Source organism: Saccharomonospora marina XMU15, from assembly GCF_000244955.1.
GTDB lineage: Bacteria > Actinomycetota > Actinomycetes > Mycobacteriales > Pseudonocardiaceae > Saccharomonospora_A > Saccharomonospora_A marina.
The window spans coordinates 5,938,372-5,952,692 of record NZ_CM001439.1 but is presented as its reverse complement, the minus strand read 5'-3'; the positions used below and the strand labels follow the sequence as shown (position 1 = coordinate 5,952,692).

The window sequence follows — 14,321 nt, the reverse complement described above, 5'->3', positions numbered from 1 at the left end:
CCCCCGGCCACGCAGACCCGGCTAGTGGCGCTCACCGCGCGGGTAGGAACAGCAGTTCACCGAACTCGGAGGCGTACTCGGGCTCCTGACCGGACAGCCTTGTCACCCACACGATGACGTACTGCGCCTGCGTCGGCTGCGACAGCGAGAGCTCGGTCTGGCTGCCTTCGAGGTTTCCCGAAGCGACCACCCTGGTCTCGTCGAGGTCGGCGTCGGCGCTGTCGGCGACCCGGACCTCCACCGAGGTGCCAGGGCTGTCCGCGGTGATCCGCACCTTCGAAAGGTTGATCGGCTCGTCGAAGGTCGCGACGAGGCCGACCCCGCTCTTGAAGGCCGGGAACTGCTGGCGGTACTCGTCGGTACGCCAGGTCGTGGTGGCGTCGCCGTCGATCGCGTATGGCGCCTCGGCGACGCCGTCGCCGTCACCTTCGGGGTTGTACACGTCGATGTCGCTCGGCGGCACCGGGTTGCCCGTCGTGACCTTGGGAGCGGGAGGGGGCTTGCTCTGCTGCGGTGATTGCGGTTGCCGCGTTGCGGTCTGCTCCGCCAGATTAACCGGAGGTCCGCTCGCCGAAGGGTCGTCCTGGAAGAAGCTGATCGCCATCATGCCGAGCCAGGCCAGGATGCCGACCGCGGCGACGACCAGCACGGTCACGCCGAGCGCCAGCCTTCTGCGGCTTCGCGCGTCCTTCACCGGTTTCTTGGTGGTCCACACCGCGCCGTCGGAGTCGACGTCGGAATCGCCTTCCTGCCCGCTCTGTTTGATGAGCTGGGTGCGCTCGGCGTCCTCGGCCACCTTTTCGAGCACCCGCAGGATCGCGGCGCTGGTGCGGATGCCGCCCTGGCCCCCGTCCTCGATGGTGCGCACCGCGAGGGCCGACAGCTCCTCGGGGACCCTGGGAACCACGGCGCGGGCGGGCACGACCCTTCCACCGGGGGAACGAGGTGCGGCGGGCAGGGCGGGTGGACCACCCTCCAGCGCCCAGCGTCCGGTGAGCAGCAGGTACAGCACCGCGCCGAGTGCCTTGACGTCATCGCGCAGTGTGGTTTCGGGGAGCGGCCCGGGGAAGGCGAGGCGCAGCTTGCCGTTCGGCGTCATCCGCAGCCGCTGCGGGTGGTCGATACCCAGCACGAGGCCGGACTGGTGGGCCTGCTCGACCGACTCGGCAAGCGCTTGCACCATCCGCGCGGCGGTGGCGGGCTCGACTGGTCGATCCGCGACGAGATCGACGAGGTCTGTGCCTTTCGTCCACTCGGCGACCACGATGCCGAGCAATCCCTCGCTGGAGCTGATGCCGTTGCCCAGCGACAGCACGTCGAGCACCCGGGCCACACCCGGATGACTGAACTTGGCCGCGTGAGCGGCCCGCTCCAGCGTGCGCCTTCCCCGCCTGGCGGCCTCGGCGTCCGCGGGATCTCCGACGAGCATGGTGAGCGCGACGTCGCGACGCAGCTGTCCGTCCCTGGCTCGCCACAGGTGAGCGCCTGCGCGCTCGTCGATACCGAACTGGGCGAGCAGCCGGTAGCGGCCGTCGCCGACGACCCCGCCGGGCGCCAGCGACCCACCACGTGTACGGATGCCCACTGTCGGTCGGACCCCCTACCTGAACGCTCGTCTCCTCTGTGAGTGAGGGTACGTGAACCGCGTCCCTCACCGTGTAGCATCTGGGCCAAGCGGGTTAAGCGCGCCCGAGCAACTGGGTGATCCTTCGTTTGACCGGAGCGAGCTCGTCCACCTTGAGGGCGAGCAGCACGCCGAACGACACCCCGATGCCCACTGCTCCCTGCAGGAACAGCTTGACCCAAGCCTGTCCGATCGGGCCGAGCGCGTCCGGGACGAGCATCCCCACCAGCGCGGCCGCCAGCACTCCGAGACCACTCGCGACCACGGTGAACAGGATCACGCCCAGCACCCGCTTGCTGCGCAGGTTGCCCAGCTTGACCCACAGCCACACCTGGCCCATGACGGCGCCCACCACGAACACCAGCGAGTTCACCATCATCACACCGAGCACGACGTTCACAGGGCTCAGCTGCGAGGAGGCCAGGTACAGCAGCGGGATCTTGACCGCCGTCATCACGACCATGATCAGGGTCGGGGTGCGGGAGTCCTTCATCGCGTAGAACACCCGCATCTGCAGCATCACCAGCGCGTACGGAAGCAGCCCGAACGCCGAGACGGCGAGTGCCTCACCCAGCCGCTCGGCGTCGGCCACCGATCCCCTGCCGAGCGCGAACAGCGCGATGCCGATGGAGGTGCCCGCGACCGCCATGACCGCCGAAACCGGCAGCAGCAGCAGTGTGGTGAGGCGGGAGCCGTACGACAGGTCGCCGATGAGTCGCCGGTAGTCGCGGTCGGCGGCCGCCCTGCTCATCCTGGGCATCAGCGCGGTGAGCAGCGAGACGCCGATCACGCCGTAGGGCAACTGGAACAGCAGCCAGGCGTTGGAGTAGATCGACGGTCCTCCCGCGGCTCCCGCGGTGAGCACGCGCGTGTTGATGACCATGCCGACCTGGCTGACGGCGACGTAGCCGAGGATCCACAGCGCGAGGCCGCCGAACTCCTTGAGCCGGTCGTCGATGCCCCAGCGCCACTGGAAACGGAAACCCGACCTGCGCAGTGGCGGTAGCAGGAACAGCGCCTGGGCCACCATCGCGGTGAGCACACCGATTCCGAGCACCAGCACCTGCGGGTCGCTCATCTGGGTCGGCACGATGGTCGGGTCGCCCGGCACCAGCGCGAACGCCCCGATCGTGGCGAAGATGACCAGGTTGTTCACCACCGGTGCCCACTGCGCGGGGCCGAAGATCTGCTTGGCGTTGAGGATGGCCGACAGCACCGCGAACAGCCCGTAGAACAGCAGGCCGGGCAGCAGCAGGTAGGCGAACCACGTCGCCAGCTGCGGGTTCGCGTCGCCCGTGTCGTTCATGAGCAGCGCGGTCAGCCACGGCGCCGCGGCGGTGGACACGATCGCGCCGATGCCGAGCACCGTGATCGCCATCGTCAGCAACCGCTGGGTGTAGGCCTCACCGCCGTCGTCGTCGTCCTGCGAGCGCACCAGCAACGGCACGACCACACTGGTCAGCACGCCACCGAGCAGCAGCTCGTTGATGATGAGCGGAAGCGTGTTGGCGACGGTGAACGAGTCGTACAACACGCCGAGCGTCGCCACCCACGCGAGCATGACCTTCCACGCGAAGCCGGTGATTCGGCTGGTCAGCGTGGCGATCGCCATCCGACCGCTGGACCTGGCCAGCGACGGTGCCTGCTCGGCGCCCGCTTTCGGCCGCTCCAGCTGCACTTCCGGCAGTCGCTCGCCGATGGGTTCGGCGGCGATGCGCGGCATCATGCGCGTGGCGAGCTCGTCGTACGGTCGCAACACGTCCGGGTCGGCGGCAGGCCAGCGCGCGCCGGGAGGCACCCGGCGGGGAATGAACACGGTGGCTTGGCCGTCGTCGGAGCCGGTCGGGGATCGCCGCGAACCCCGCTGGTCCTGCCGCCACGGCCGGACCGGTCTCGACCGGGTTTCGGGCGGGCGCCCGCGCCGTGGCGGTGGACCGGGCGGCGGTGGACCGGGCGGCGGTGGACCAGGTGGCGGTGGACCAGGTGGACCGGGTGGCGGACCCGGAGGTGGCCCACCAGGCGGTGGCGCATGCGGTGGCGCAGCGGGCGGCGGGCCTGCCGGTGGCGGGCCCGCGGGAGGCGGTGGCCTGCGGACCGGTTGCTGCCTCGGCCGCTGCGGTGGCTGTTCCCGGTAGCGCGGGGGTGGCTGGTTCGCGTCGTCGGGTCTCTTCGGTGGCTGCCCGTCCCTGTGCTCGGGTGGCGGCTGGCGCCTGCGTGGCGGTTGCTCCGGCGGCGGTGGTGGTGGCCTGCGGACCGGAGGTCGTGGCGGCACCCGCTCCTGGCGTGGAGGCCCGCCCCCACGCTCGGGCGGCCAGCCCAGCTCCTCGTCCAACACCTACCCAATCTTCGCCGGTCAGCTCGGTCGGTTCAGGGTAATCCGGCCGACCGTGGGAACTCAGCCGTGCTCCGCCAAACGTGGCCTGCTCGACCTACTTGGGGCGGGAACCGGCCTGCCCTTCCTGCCCGCGTTGCCGCACCCTGCGGTAGATACGGCGGCCCCCGAGCAGGAACAGCGCGCCCGCCGCCGTCGCGGTCAGTACGACCGTGACGACACCGAACTCGTTGGAGGTCAGTTCCAGCCTCGCCGGGGTTCCCAGTTCCGTGCCGCCGGGCGTGGTGAGCGACACGTCCACGCTGAACCGGCCGGACCGAAGCGCCTCCGCGGGAATGAGCCTGCCGACCCTGCTGTTGGCCGCCAGCGGCGTGTCCTGCACCCGATCGGTCCGCAGTCCGGCGCTGTTGTCGAGGTTGATACGCACCGTGACCGCGACCGGCAGCGCGTTGCTCAGGGTCACCGGAAGTGGACTCGACCCGGACGCGAGGGAAACCGGCTGGGACGGGGTCGTCACGGTCACCTGGTTGCCCAGGCTTTCCAGTTGCGTGCGTGCCGCGGTCGCCGCGGCGGTGCGTTCGAAGGGGCTGTCCCACGCCGTCGACGTGGCCCTCAGCACTGCGTTGTGCAGTGGTTGGATCAGGCTGATCGGCTGCACCTGCCTCGTCGGGTCCACCGACATGGCGCGCTGCAGGTCGGCGGCGGTGGCCTCGATGTCGGACAGTCCCGCGACGACCTCGTCAGACACCGGCGAACCCGCCAGGTCGGCACCGTCGGCGCCGTCCAGTACGGCGTTGCCGCCTGCGGGCGTGGCCAGCAGGTCGTCCAGCGGAGCCGGGGTCAGCATCCGTTCCTCGTGCAGTCGTGCCAGCGAGCCAAGCAGCGAGTGCAGTTCCGGCTCCGAGGCGTCCCAGCCGTGCGGTGGCGCGACGAGCACCGGCGCCTCCGCCGTCTCGTCGCCGAGACCTGCCCGAAAGGCCAGTGTCGCCAGCCCGTTCTGGGTGGCGACGTTGGGCTGGTTGGCTACGGAGTCGGCTCTGGCCGTGCCTGCGAAGGCCGAGGCGACCAGGCTGTCGTAGCCGAGCGCGTTCACACCCGCTGTCGTCGTCATCGCAGTGCTGTCGGAGGCGTTCGCGCCGAGCTGTGCCGGGTCGGTCAGCACCGTCGTAGTGCCCGCGCCCGCCGCCGACCGCAGCGCGGCGTCACCGAGCGAACCGTTCGGCCACAGCACTCCGGCCCTCGGTTGCACGCGCAGCAGGTTCAGTATCGCCGCGCTGTTGTTCACCGCGTCGGCGACGAGGTCCGTCCGTGTCGATACCTTCGACAGCGCGCCGAGGTCGGCGTCGGCGTAAGGGATTTGCACCACACAGTGACCCGAGACCAGCTCCCGTAGCGCCTGCAGCCAGCGGGCCGCCTGCTCGCGGCCGCTGCCCTGCACCGGCCCGGTTGGGCTTTGCACCTGGTAGCCCTCCGCCATGGCGGCCACCGTCTCCAGCAGATCCGGATCGACCGCGAAGCACAGCGACCCGAACACGTCCGGGTTGTCGCGGTATGCCGAGGCCGCCGTGACAAGTGCGTCGAGCCTGCCCCCAGGAGCGAGTTCCTCGGCGAGTCGGTCGTCGGCGAGCACCACCGGTCCGTCGTGGGGGTCGGCGACCAGTTTCGGCGCGGAGGTGATGGGCCACAACACCGAGACCGCGACCGGCGGGGTCTCGGCGGGCGGGTCGATGACGGGCAGCAACAGGTTGACCGCGGCCAGTCGGGCGGCGCCGCCGTAGGCAGGGGTTCCGTTGACGTTGACCAGCAGCGGGTAGACGCCAGGCGCGGACAAACCGAGTTCGGCCAGTGGCACCTCGATGGACAGCTCGGCACTTTGCCCGGGCTCGAGGGTGGTGGCCACCTCCGACCACTCGGAGGCGCCCGCGTCAGTGGCGGGGGAGCCGGTGAGCGTGGAACGCAGCTGTCTTTCGGTGCCCTGCCGTTGCCCGATCTGCAGCCGCGCGACGATGTCGCTGATCCGGCGGTCGCCGACGTTGGTGACGCTGCCCGTGACGCGCAGCGTGTCCTCATCCGGCGTGGCCAGTCTCGGTGTCATCCGCTCGATGTCCAGCCGCAGCCATTCCGGCGACCGCACCGCGGGCTGCGCCGCGGCCTGCCCGGAAGCACCGAGCGCCGCGTTACCGATCAGGAACACCAGTGCCAGCGCGAACGCGCCGAGCTTCTTCACTGCCTGCTCACTCCAGGGCCCCTTCGAACAACTCGCGAGCCTTGCGCACCAACTTGCGCTCGTCGGCGTAGGCGAGCCTGCCGTCGAGTTCGGCAAGCGGCACCCAAGCCACCTCGGTCACTTCTACGTCCTCGTCGGAGAGTTCCCCACCGTTGGCCTCGAGAAGAAAATGGTGGACCGTTTTGTGCACTCGGCGGCGCTCGGCGACGAACCAGTAGTCGATCGTGCCGAGTGGCCGCAGCACGTGCGCGGAAATCCCGGTCTCCTCCTTCACCTCGCGCATCGCGGTCTGCTCGGTGGTTTCCCCGTCCTCGATGTGGCCCTTCGGCAACGACCACAGCAGTTTGCCCTGCCGGTCGAGCCTGCCGATGAGCACGGCATTGCGGCGTTGTGAGTCGACGACGAGCCCGCCCGCCGAGGTCTCGTTCACCGTGGTCAGCCGCTTGCCACGGCGGCGCCGGGACCGGCGTCCCGGTTTGGCGCCACCGGAGCGACCGGCCGATCCAGGCATGCTGCGATGCTAGAGCAAACGGCGTCGCCGGTACGCTGGCTTGCCGTGTCCGAGTTGAGCCAGGGGTGTAGTAGGGGGACCGCGTGGGGAGTGGAATCGGTGTGAACGAGGCCGAGCGGACCTCTGACCAGGGACGGTTGACGCGGGCGAAGCGCAACGCGGTGGCCGAGTTGCTGCGCATCTCGCCGATCGCCGACGAACTCGCCGCCAGGTTCGCCGAGCGCGGGCACCGGCTCTACCTCGTGGGCGGCAGCGTTCGTGACGCCCTGCTCGGCAGGCTCTCCCCTGACCTCGACTTCACCACCGACGCGCGACCGCAACAGGTGCAGCAGGTGGTCGCGGGCTGGGCCGAGGCGGTATGGGACACCGGAATCGAGTTCGGCACGGTGGGAGCCGCCAGGCACGGCACCACGCTGGAGATCACCACGTTCCGGGCGGAGTCCTACGACCGCGTCGGCCGCCACCCCGAGGTCGCGTTCGGCGACACCATCGAGGGCGACCTCGTGCGCAGGGACTTCACCGTGAACGCGATGGCCATCGAACTGTCGACCAAGACGTTTGTCGACCCGCACAACGGTCTGGAGGCGCTGGCGCAGCGCACGCTGGACACCCCAGCCACGCCGGAGGAGTCCTTCGCCGACGACCCGTTGCGGATGCTGCGCGCGGCCAGGTTCGTGGCGCAACTTGGGTTCGAACCCGCGCCAAGGGTGATCGCCGCGATGAGGGACATGTCGTCCGAGATCGCACGGATCACGGCGGAGCGGGTGCAGGCGGAGTTGTCGAAGCTGCTGCTCGGCGTCGCGCCGAGGCGCGGTATCGAACTGATGGTTGACACCGGACTGGCCGAGCACGTGCTGCCGGAGGTGCCGGGGATGCGGCTGGCGATCGACGAGCACCACCAGCACAAGGACGTCTACCAGCATTCGCTGACCGTGCTCGACCAGGCCATCGAACTGGAGACCGCGCACGAGCCGAAGCTGGAGCCGGACCTGGTGCTGCGGCTGGCCGCACTGCTGCACGACATCGGCAAGCCGGCGACGAGGCGGTTCGAGCCGGGCGGCGGAGTGAGCTTCCACCACCACGAGGTGGTTGGCGCCAAGCTCGCCCGCAAGCGTTTGCGCGCGCTGCGTTACCCGAAGGACGTCGTCAGCGACGTGTCGCAGCTGGTGTTCCTGCACCTGCGGTTCCACGGCTACGGCAAGGGTGAGTGGACCGACTCCGCGGTGCGCAGGTACGTCACCGACGCCGGTCCGCTGTTGCCGAGGCTGCACAAGCTCGTGCGTGCCGACTGCACCACCCGCAACAAGCGCAAGGCCTTCGCCCTGCAACGCGCCTACGACGATCTGGAAGAGCGCATCGCCCGCATCGAGCAGGAGGAGGACCTCGCGCGGGTTCGGCCCGACCTCGATGGCAACGAGATCATGCGGATACTCGGCATCGAGCCGGGCCCGCTGGTCGGCAAGGCGTGGTCGCACCTCAAGGAGGTGCGACTGGACCGGGGACCGCTCGAGCACGACGAGGCGGTGGCGGAGCTGCGCAGGTGGGCTGCCGAGCAGGGCATCGAACCGCCACGGTGAGCCGCGCGGGTGGGGTGCCGGTCAGTCCGCGCGTTCCAGCGCGCCGGTTTCCAGGTGGTGCCCGATGTGGCGAGGCAGCAGGTAGGCGACGGCACCTCCGGGCAGTGGTCCCCACGCCAGCGTCACGCCAGTGAGCACCCGCAACGGCCGCCGTAGCCGGTAGTGGCGCAGGTCGGACTCCCGCTCGAAGGCAAGTGACGTCTCGGGGAACCGGGTGCGCTCGGGATGCACGAGGTTGCCGTTCTCGTTCCCGAAGCGACGGAGCACGGTGTCACTGGGCAGTGTGACCATGCGCTTTCCCCGGTAGTAGGTCAGCGGTGGCTCGCCTCGCAGCGGAAGGATCGGCCAGTCGGTGGCGTTGCCCGGCGGTTCGTGCGCCTCGGCGTCGGCGGAGGGACCGTGCCATGCCCGCGCCGGATACAGCAGCAGCGCACCGAGCAGCGCCTCCGCGGCGGCATGCACGCAAGGAAAGCGGCGCGAGTCGACGGGTGTGCCCCCGTCGTGGCGCGCCACCTCCCAGCCCTGTGGTGTGCGGCGCAGGCACCACGCGCCGTCGGCGGCCTCGCCGATGCGGTAGGCCGTCTCCGGCACGCCGTGCTCGGTGAGCCTGGCGCGCAGCACTCGCAGCACCTCACTTGCCCGCAGTGGCCGCGCGGGAAGCAGGCCGCGCTCGACAAGGTCCGCGGGCTCTTCGTCGGCGAGGTCTTCCGGCGTTCGCGGCGGTCGCGGCTTGCCGAGCACGTCCGCCTCCGCCGTGGCGCGGAGCAGGGCGCCGACGTAGGGCGGCCGGTAGTTGTTCGCCCTGATGTGCTCCAGCAGGTCGGCTTCCGGCGGCACGCCGTAGGTGCGCAGGTAGTGCGGAACGGCGGCGGGCCAGATCCAGCTGCCATCGGTGTGGAAGGCGTCCGGCACGCTCGGCGGCCCGGGGCGGAAGATGTCCGCCAGTGCGCCGGGCCTGCTCAGCGCCACCGGTGCGCGGTAGAGGTAGGAGAGGATGCGTGGCACCTCGTCGCGGGGTAAGGGTGGCCGGTTCACCACAGGCGGTTCGCCGTCGGCGTGGCTGTCGACGACGTTGGCCGTCCGCAGCGGCACGTCCAGCGGCAGCCCGGCACGTGCGGCGAGCCAGCCGGGCACCTGCTTGCGGGGGTAGTAGGTCAGCTCGACGTCGTAGCTGCGGGCGGTGGTGCGGCCGTGCGGCGGCAACCGCCACTCGGGCTCCGCCTCGGCGTCGAAGTCGAAGTCGAACCGCGACTCCGAGTCGAGCGTGAACGTGCCCTGGCACCAGGTGCCCGCGTCCGGTTCGTACATCGCCGACCGCAACTGCGTGAACAGCTGCCCCAATCGAGGTGGGGCGGACAGCGAAACGATCACGTCGTCGGCGACCGCCCTCACCTCCAGTTCGGAGTAGTCACCGACCTGGCGAAACTGCGCGCCGACACGCTGCCACCCGTGGGGTAGGAAACCTTGCAGTGTGCGGCCGATCGCCCTGAGCAGCGCCTGCGTGTCACCACTACCCGGTTCGCTGCGGGGGGTGCCTTCCTCGGCGAAGTCGTGCCGCTCCTGCCACAGCGCGGTCAGCGTCTCCGGGTCGTCGGTGGTGGTGCTGAGACCGGTAAGCCCCAGCTGAGCAGCCATGCGCTCGTCGGTGCCCACCCAACGCAGTGTCAGCTCGCCGTCGCGCGAGCGCGGCTCGACGCGGTAGGGCTCGTCGTCGTAGTGGCAGTAGGTGTGGATCGCGAAGGTGGCGCCCGCCTCGGAGGCAGGCACGACCTTGGCGGGACGGCCCTGCGATTCGGTGTCGAAACCCTCCGGCGGCTGCTCGCCGTCCTCGGCGACGAGCAGCACGGTGCCGTCCGCCGTGGAGCGCTGCGCGCGGTAGATGCCACCGTTCCACAACGCGTACAGCGCATCGGGTCGATCGGCCACCTCGACTCGGTAGCGCACGCTTTCCCCTCGTTTCAGTGCGTCCCCAGTAGCTCCCGCGCGTGCGGAGCGCGCTTCACACCGACTTAATCTAGCGTGCTCGACGGGCACGTTTCGGTGTCGGTCTCGGCGGGACAGGCGGCGGTGGAGCGCTGTCGATCCGTTGCCGTACCCGCTCGGTGCCCTCCCGTACGACATCGAGGACCGTCTGTGCGAGTGTCCGCGGGTCGCTCTGGTCGAACGCCGTACGCGCGAACTCGAGCCCGGTCAGCGAGCCGGTGGAATCAAGGGTGGCGCGGACGAGCCCGTCCCGCGATGTGACGGTCGTCGACGCGTCGTTGCCAGCCATGGTCACAAGCGCTCACCTTAACGGGAAGTGGCCAGGTGACCGGCGACACCGAGCAGATACATCGCGATCGCAACGAGTTGCAGCCCCACCGAGTGCCCGTCCAGCGGGACGAAGAACGCGGCGAACGACACCGCGGCGACCTGGGTGACGTTGAACAGCGTGTCGTAGAGCGCGAACACGCGGCCGCGGGTCTCGTCGCCGACGTCTCGCTGGATAGAGGCGTCGACGGAGAGCTTCAGTACCTGCCCGGCCGCGGTGATGGCGAAGGCAGCCAGCAACACGGTGGGCAGCACCATCGGCAGGCCGAGTCCCGCCTGCGCCGCCGCGGCGGCCACGAGGGCTCCCGTGACGACCGCCCGCCTGCCGAAGCGGGCAACGAGCTTCGGTGTCACCAGCCCGGCGAGCAGGATGCCTGCGCCGCCCATCACGGCCAGTTCGCCGAGCCCGGCCAGTCCCGCCTTGAGCGGGCCGACGCCGGAGAAGGAGTACCGCATCAGCAACACGGTCAGCAGCAAAGAGATGCCGAACGCGGCGCGGTGGGCGAGCAGGGCGACGAGCCCGGCCCTGACGGTCGGGGTCTGCGCGGCGGTCCGCGCGCCGGAGGCGAGGCCCGCGGCGACGGCGCTGACCACGTTCGCCGGTTCGTCCACCGTGTCGGGGCCGAGGCCGCCGCGCGCGAACCTTGTCGCCAGCGCGGCGGCGACCAGTGAGCCCACGACGGCGACAGAGGTGGTCCACGCCGAACCGGTGTCCCCACTGCCGAGGACGGCGCGCAGCCCGATGGCACACGCGCCGCCGAGCACGGCCACCATCGCACCTGCGGTGACGGACAGCGCGTTGGCCGCCACCAGCCGCCGCGCGGGCACGACGTGCGGCAGCGACGCGGACACTCCGGCGCCCGCGAACCGTGAGATGCCCATGACCAGCAGCGCCAGCGCGAACAGCGGCAGTCCCTGAGCGCCCGCGGCGACGGCGGCAGCGGCGGCGACGATGGCTGCTCCGCGCAACAGGTTCGCGACGACGAGTACCCGCCTGCGGTCCCAGCGGTCGAGCAGGGCACCCGCGAACGGTCCTACAAGGGAGTAGGGCAGCAGCAGCGCGGCGAACCCGCCCGCGATGGTGAGGGGGTCGGCGCCGCGTTCGGGGTTGAACAGCACCGCGCCCGCGAGGCCGGCCTGGAACAACCCGTCGCCCCAGTGCATCGCGAACCGCAGGTAGAGCAGCTTGCGGAAGTCGCGGAGAGTGAGCAGCGCGCGAGAGGTGGCGAGCTTTGCCCCGGTTTGCGCCTGCGCGGTCACGATGCTCCAGCCTAACGCGGCGCGCCCGACAACACCGCGAGGTCACGCTCCGGCGTGGGTGGGATCATGAAGGTGTGCGAGCGGACGCCGAGGTTGAGCCGGGAACACTCCTGGTCGCTGCCCCCACGATGTTTGACCCGAACTTTCGCCGGACGGTGGTCTTCGTGATCGATCATCGCGACGAGGGCACTCTCGGTGTGGTGCTCAACAGGCCCAGCGACGTCCCGGTGGACGAGGTGTTGCCGAACTGGGGCGAGCACGTGGTCGAGCCGCAGGCGGTGTTCGTCGGGGGCCCGGTGGAGAAGAAGACGGCGCTGTGCCTCGCGGCGCTGCGTACCGGCGAGACCGCGGCGAGCGTGCCGGGTGTGATCGCCGTCCGTGGCCCGGTCGCGCTCGTGGATCTGGATGCGGACCCGGACTCGCTGGTGGCACGGGTGCGGGGACTTCGAGTGTTCGCCGGTTACGCGGGGTGGGACTCGGGGCAGCTCGCGGGTGAGATCGACAGGGGTGACTGGTTGATAGTGCCCGCGCTGCCGAGCGACGTGCTGGCAACGCCCGCCAAAGATCTGTGGGGTCAGGTGTTGCGAAGGCAGGGCCTGCCGACCGCGTTGCTGGCGACGCACCCGGGGGATCTGCAACGCAACTGAGTAGTTCCTGACGGGCAATTACAACAGTGGTTATATAAGTGCTGTTACGATCGTCGGCGTGAGCGAGCCGAACGATCGACAACCCCACGACCCGACCGAGATCAGCCACTGGCGACCGCTGCGCAGGCTGTTGGACGCGATGGACGACGACATCGCACGCCTGTACGAACGGCTCGACGTCAGGGGTGTACGGCCCCGGCACACCATGCCGCTGATCCGGCTGTCCCGCCACGGGCCCATGACCATCCGCCAGCTCGCGCAGTCGCTGGAGGTCACGCATTCGGCGATGAGCCAGACCGTGAGCGCGCTGCGCGCGGAAGGGCTGGTGGCCACGCGCCCCGGAGCCGACGCGCGCACCCGCGAGGTGACGCTGACGGACAAGGGCAGGCAACTGGTGCCGTTCATCGAGGCCGAGTGGCGGGCCACCGAGGACGCGGTCGCCGAACTCGACGACGAGATCCCCTACGCGCTGACGCGGGTGGTGCGCGACATCGAACGGGCGCTGGCACGGGAGCCGTTCCGCGAGCGGATCGCCCGCCGCCTGCGTTCGGTACCGCAACCGCCACAGCAACCGACACAGTGAGAATCGGCGGCCTTGTCGACACCAGACCGCTGCGCGACAGCGCGGCGTTTCGCCGACTGTGGGTGAGCACGACCAGTTCCACCTTCGGCGGGCAACTGCTGGTGGTCGGTGTGCTCGCTCAGGTGTGGCAGCTGTCGGGCAGTTCGGTCGCGGTCGGGGCGATCGGGTTGGCCAACGCCGTCCCCACCGTGGTGTTCGGCATGATCGGCGGTGCGCTCGCCGACGGGCTCGACCGCAGGCGGCTGGTGGTGCTGTCCACCGTGGGTCAACTGCTCAGTGCCGCGATGCTTGCCTGGCACGCCTTCGCCGGGATTCGGTCGCTGCCGATCGTGCTGAGCCTGGTGGCCGTCCACGCCGCCTTCCTGGGACTGAGCGCACCGGTGCGGCGCACGTTCGTCGCGACCCTGCTGCCGCCTCGGCTGGTCGGCGCCGGAATCGCGCTGACCCACCTCAGTTTCCAGGTGGCGATGCTGGCGGGGCCCGCGGCCGCGGGTGTGGTCACCGCGCGGCTGGGCGTCGGCGCGTGTTACGCGACAGACGCGCTGGCGCTGGTGATCGCGGTGTACGGGGTGTGGCGCCTGCCCGCTGCTCGTCCCGGTGGCGTGCCGACCCGGCCCGGGCCGCGCGCCATCTGGGAAGGCTGGCGGTTCATCGGGCGGAGCCCGGCCCTGGCGGGCTCCTTCCTGACCGATGTGTTCGCGACCGTGCTGGCCATGCCGGTCGCGTTGTTCCCCGCGATCAACGCCGAGCGCTTCGGCGGCAGTCCTGACACGTTGGGGCTGTTCCTTTCGGCGATCGCCGTGGGCGGTATCGCCGCAGGCACCGCGTCTGGGCTGGTGACCCGGTCCCGAAGGCCAGGGATCATCCAACTGCTCGCTGCCGTGGTCTGGGGTGCGGGGATCGTCGGGTTCGGGCTTGCCCAGCCGTTGTGGCTCGCGCTCGGTTTCCTCGCCGTGTCGGGTGGCGCCGACACCTTCGCCGTGATCGCCCGTGGTGCGCTGGTGCAGGTCGCCACCCCTGACTCCCACCGAGGCAGGGTGAGCGCGGTGGAACTGGCGCTGGGTATGTCCGGCCCTGATGCGGGCAACTTCAGAGCGGGCGTGGTGGCGGGCTGGACCTCCCCCGCTTTCGCCGCAGTCTCCGGCGGGCTGCTGTGTGTGGCAGGGGTGGCAGGACTGGGGCTGCGGAACAAGCAGTTGCGCCGGTTCCGGTTGCCCGACTCGCCGGATTCGGCCCGGTTCGTGGCGTGA

General features: G+C 70.4%; 11 protein-coding genes. 4 read left to right on the top strand and 7 right to left on the bottom strand.

Features of this window, described 5'->3' with window-relative positions; all coding sequences use genetic code 11:
• Nucleotides 1-31: 31 nt before the first annotated feature.
• The 4 genes from SACMADRAFT_RS28260 to SACMADRAFT_RS28240 all read right to left on the bottom strand — a co-directional run bounded on the left by SACMADRAFT_RS28260 (nt 32) and on the right by SACMADRAFT_RS28240 (nt 6,694).
• Nucleotides 32-1,585 carry a protein kinase family protein gene (locus SACMADRAFT_RS28260; protein WP_009157258.1) on the bottom strand — a complete coding sequence of 518 codons (1,554 nt, stop codon included), beginning with the start codon at nt 1,583-1,585 and terminating at the stop codon, nt 32-34.
• A gap of 94 nt (nt 1,586-1,679) precedes the next feature.
• Nucleotides 1,680-3,440 carry a murein biosynthesis integral membrane protein MurJ gene (gene murJ / locus SACMADRAFT_RS28255; protein ID WP_009157257.1) on the bottom strand — a complete coding sequence of 587 codons (1,761 nt, stop codon included), beginning with the start codon at nt 3,438-3,440 and terminating at the stop codon, nt 1,680-1,682.
• A gap of 613 nt (nt 3,441-4,053) precedes the next feature.
• Entirely contained in the window at nt 4,054-6,183 is a 2,130-nt protein-coding gene (locus tag SACMADRAFT_RS28245; RefSeq protein WP_009157256.1) for a DUF6049 family protein, read from the bottom strand.
• Nucleotides 6,184-6,190: 7 nt separating this feature from the next.
• Nucleotides 6,191-6,694, bottom strand: a complete 504-nt coding sequence (locus tag SACMADRAFT_RS28240; RefSeq protein ID WP_009157255.1) for an NUDIX hydrolase — start codon at nt 6,692-6,694, stop codon at nt 6,191-6,193.
• Between the two features lie 83 nt (nt 6,695-6,777).
• Between SACMADRAFT_RS28240 and SACMADRAFT_RS28235 the strand changes: the two genes are divergently transcribed.
• Nucleotides 6,778-8,271: a CCA tRNA nucleotidyltransferase gene (locus SACMADRAFT_RS28235; protein WP_009157254.1), complete on the top strand. Its 1,494-nt coding sequence runs from the start codon at nt 6,778-6,780 to the stop codon at nt 8,269-8,271.
• Nucleotides 8,272-8,292: 21 nt separating this feature from the next.
• On the opposite strand, the gene SACMADRAFT_RS28230 is transcribed toward SACMADRAFT_RS28235, so the two are convergent.
• The 3 genes from SACMADRAFT_RS28230 to SACMADRAFT_RS28220 all read right to left on the bottom strand — a co-directional run bounded on the left by SACMADRAFT_RS28230 (nt 8,293) and on the right by SACMADRAFT_RS28220 (nt 11,841).
• Nucleotides 8,293-10,215, bottom strand: coding sequence for a TNT domain-containing protein (locus tag SACMADRAFT_RS28230; protein ID WP_009157253.1), 1,923 nt, complete (start codon nt 10,213-10,215; stop codon nt 8,293-8,295).
• Nucleotides 10,216-10,285: 70 nt separating this feature from the next.
• Nucleotides 10,286-10,543 carry a YbaB/EbfC family nucleoid-associated protein gene (locus SACMADRAFT_RS28225; protein ID WP_232285643.1) on the bottom strand — a complete coding sequence of 86 codons (258 nt, stop codon included), beginning with the start codon at nt 10,541-10,543 and terminating at the stop codon, nt 10,286-10,288.
• Nucleotides 10,544-10,560: 17 nt separating this feature from the next.
• Nucleotides 10,561-11,841: an MFS transporter gene (locus SACMADRAFT_RS28220; RefSeq protein ID WP_009157252.1), complete on the bottom strand. Its 1,281-nt coding sequence runs from the start codon at nt 11,839-11,841 to the stop codon at nt 10,561-10,563.
• A 74-nt stretch (nt 11,842-11,915) separates the two neighbouring features.
• On the opposite strand from SACMADRAFT_RS28220, the gene SACMADRAFT_RS28215 reads away from it, so the two are divergent.
• From SACMADRAFT_RS28215 to SACMADRAFT_RS28205, 3 genes are read left to right on the top strand one after another with little or no spacing between them, the layout of a single operon-like run.
• Nucleotides 11,916-12,488, top strand: a complete 573-nt coding sequence (locus SACMADRAFT_RS28215) for a YqgE/AlgH family protein (RefSeq protein WP_009157251.1) — start codon at nt 11,916-11,918, stop codon at nt 12,486-12,488.
• Between the two features lie 58 nt (nt 12,489-12,546).
• The gene (locus SACMADRAFT_RS28210; RefSeq protein WP_009157250.1) at nt 12,547-13,071 is read left to right on the top strand and encodes a MarR family winged helix-turn-helix transcriptional regulator; all 525 of its coding nucleotides are present in this window, start codon (nt 12,547-12,549) and stop codon (nt 13,069-13,071) included.
• The gene (locus SACMADRAFT_RS28205; RefSeq protein ID WP_009157249.1) at nt 13,068-14,321 is read left to right on the top strand and encodes an MFS transporter; all 1,254 of its coding nucleotides are present in this window, start codon (nt 13,068-13,070) and stop codon (nt 14,319-14,321) included. Before SACMADRAFT_RS28210 ends, SACMADRAFT_RS28205 begins: the two co-directional genes overlap by 4 nt.

Coding starts and splice junctions, on each gene's coding strand:
- SACMADRAFT_RS28240 (WP_009157255.1), bottom strand. CDS start 6,694: ATGCCTGGATCGGCCGGTCGCTCCGGTGGCGCCAAACCGGGACGCCGG.
- SACMADRAFT_RS28225 (WP_232285643.1), bottom strand. CDS start 10,543: ATGGCTGGCAACGACGCGTCGACGACCGTCACATCGCGGGACGGGCTC.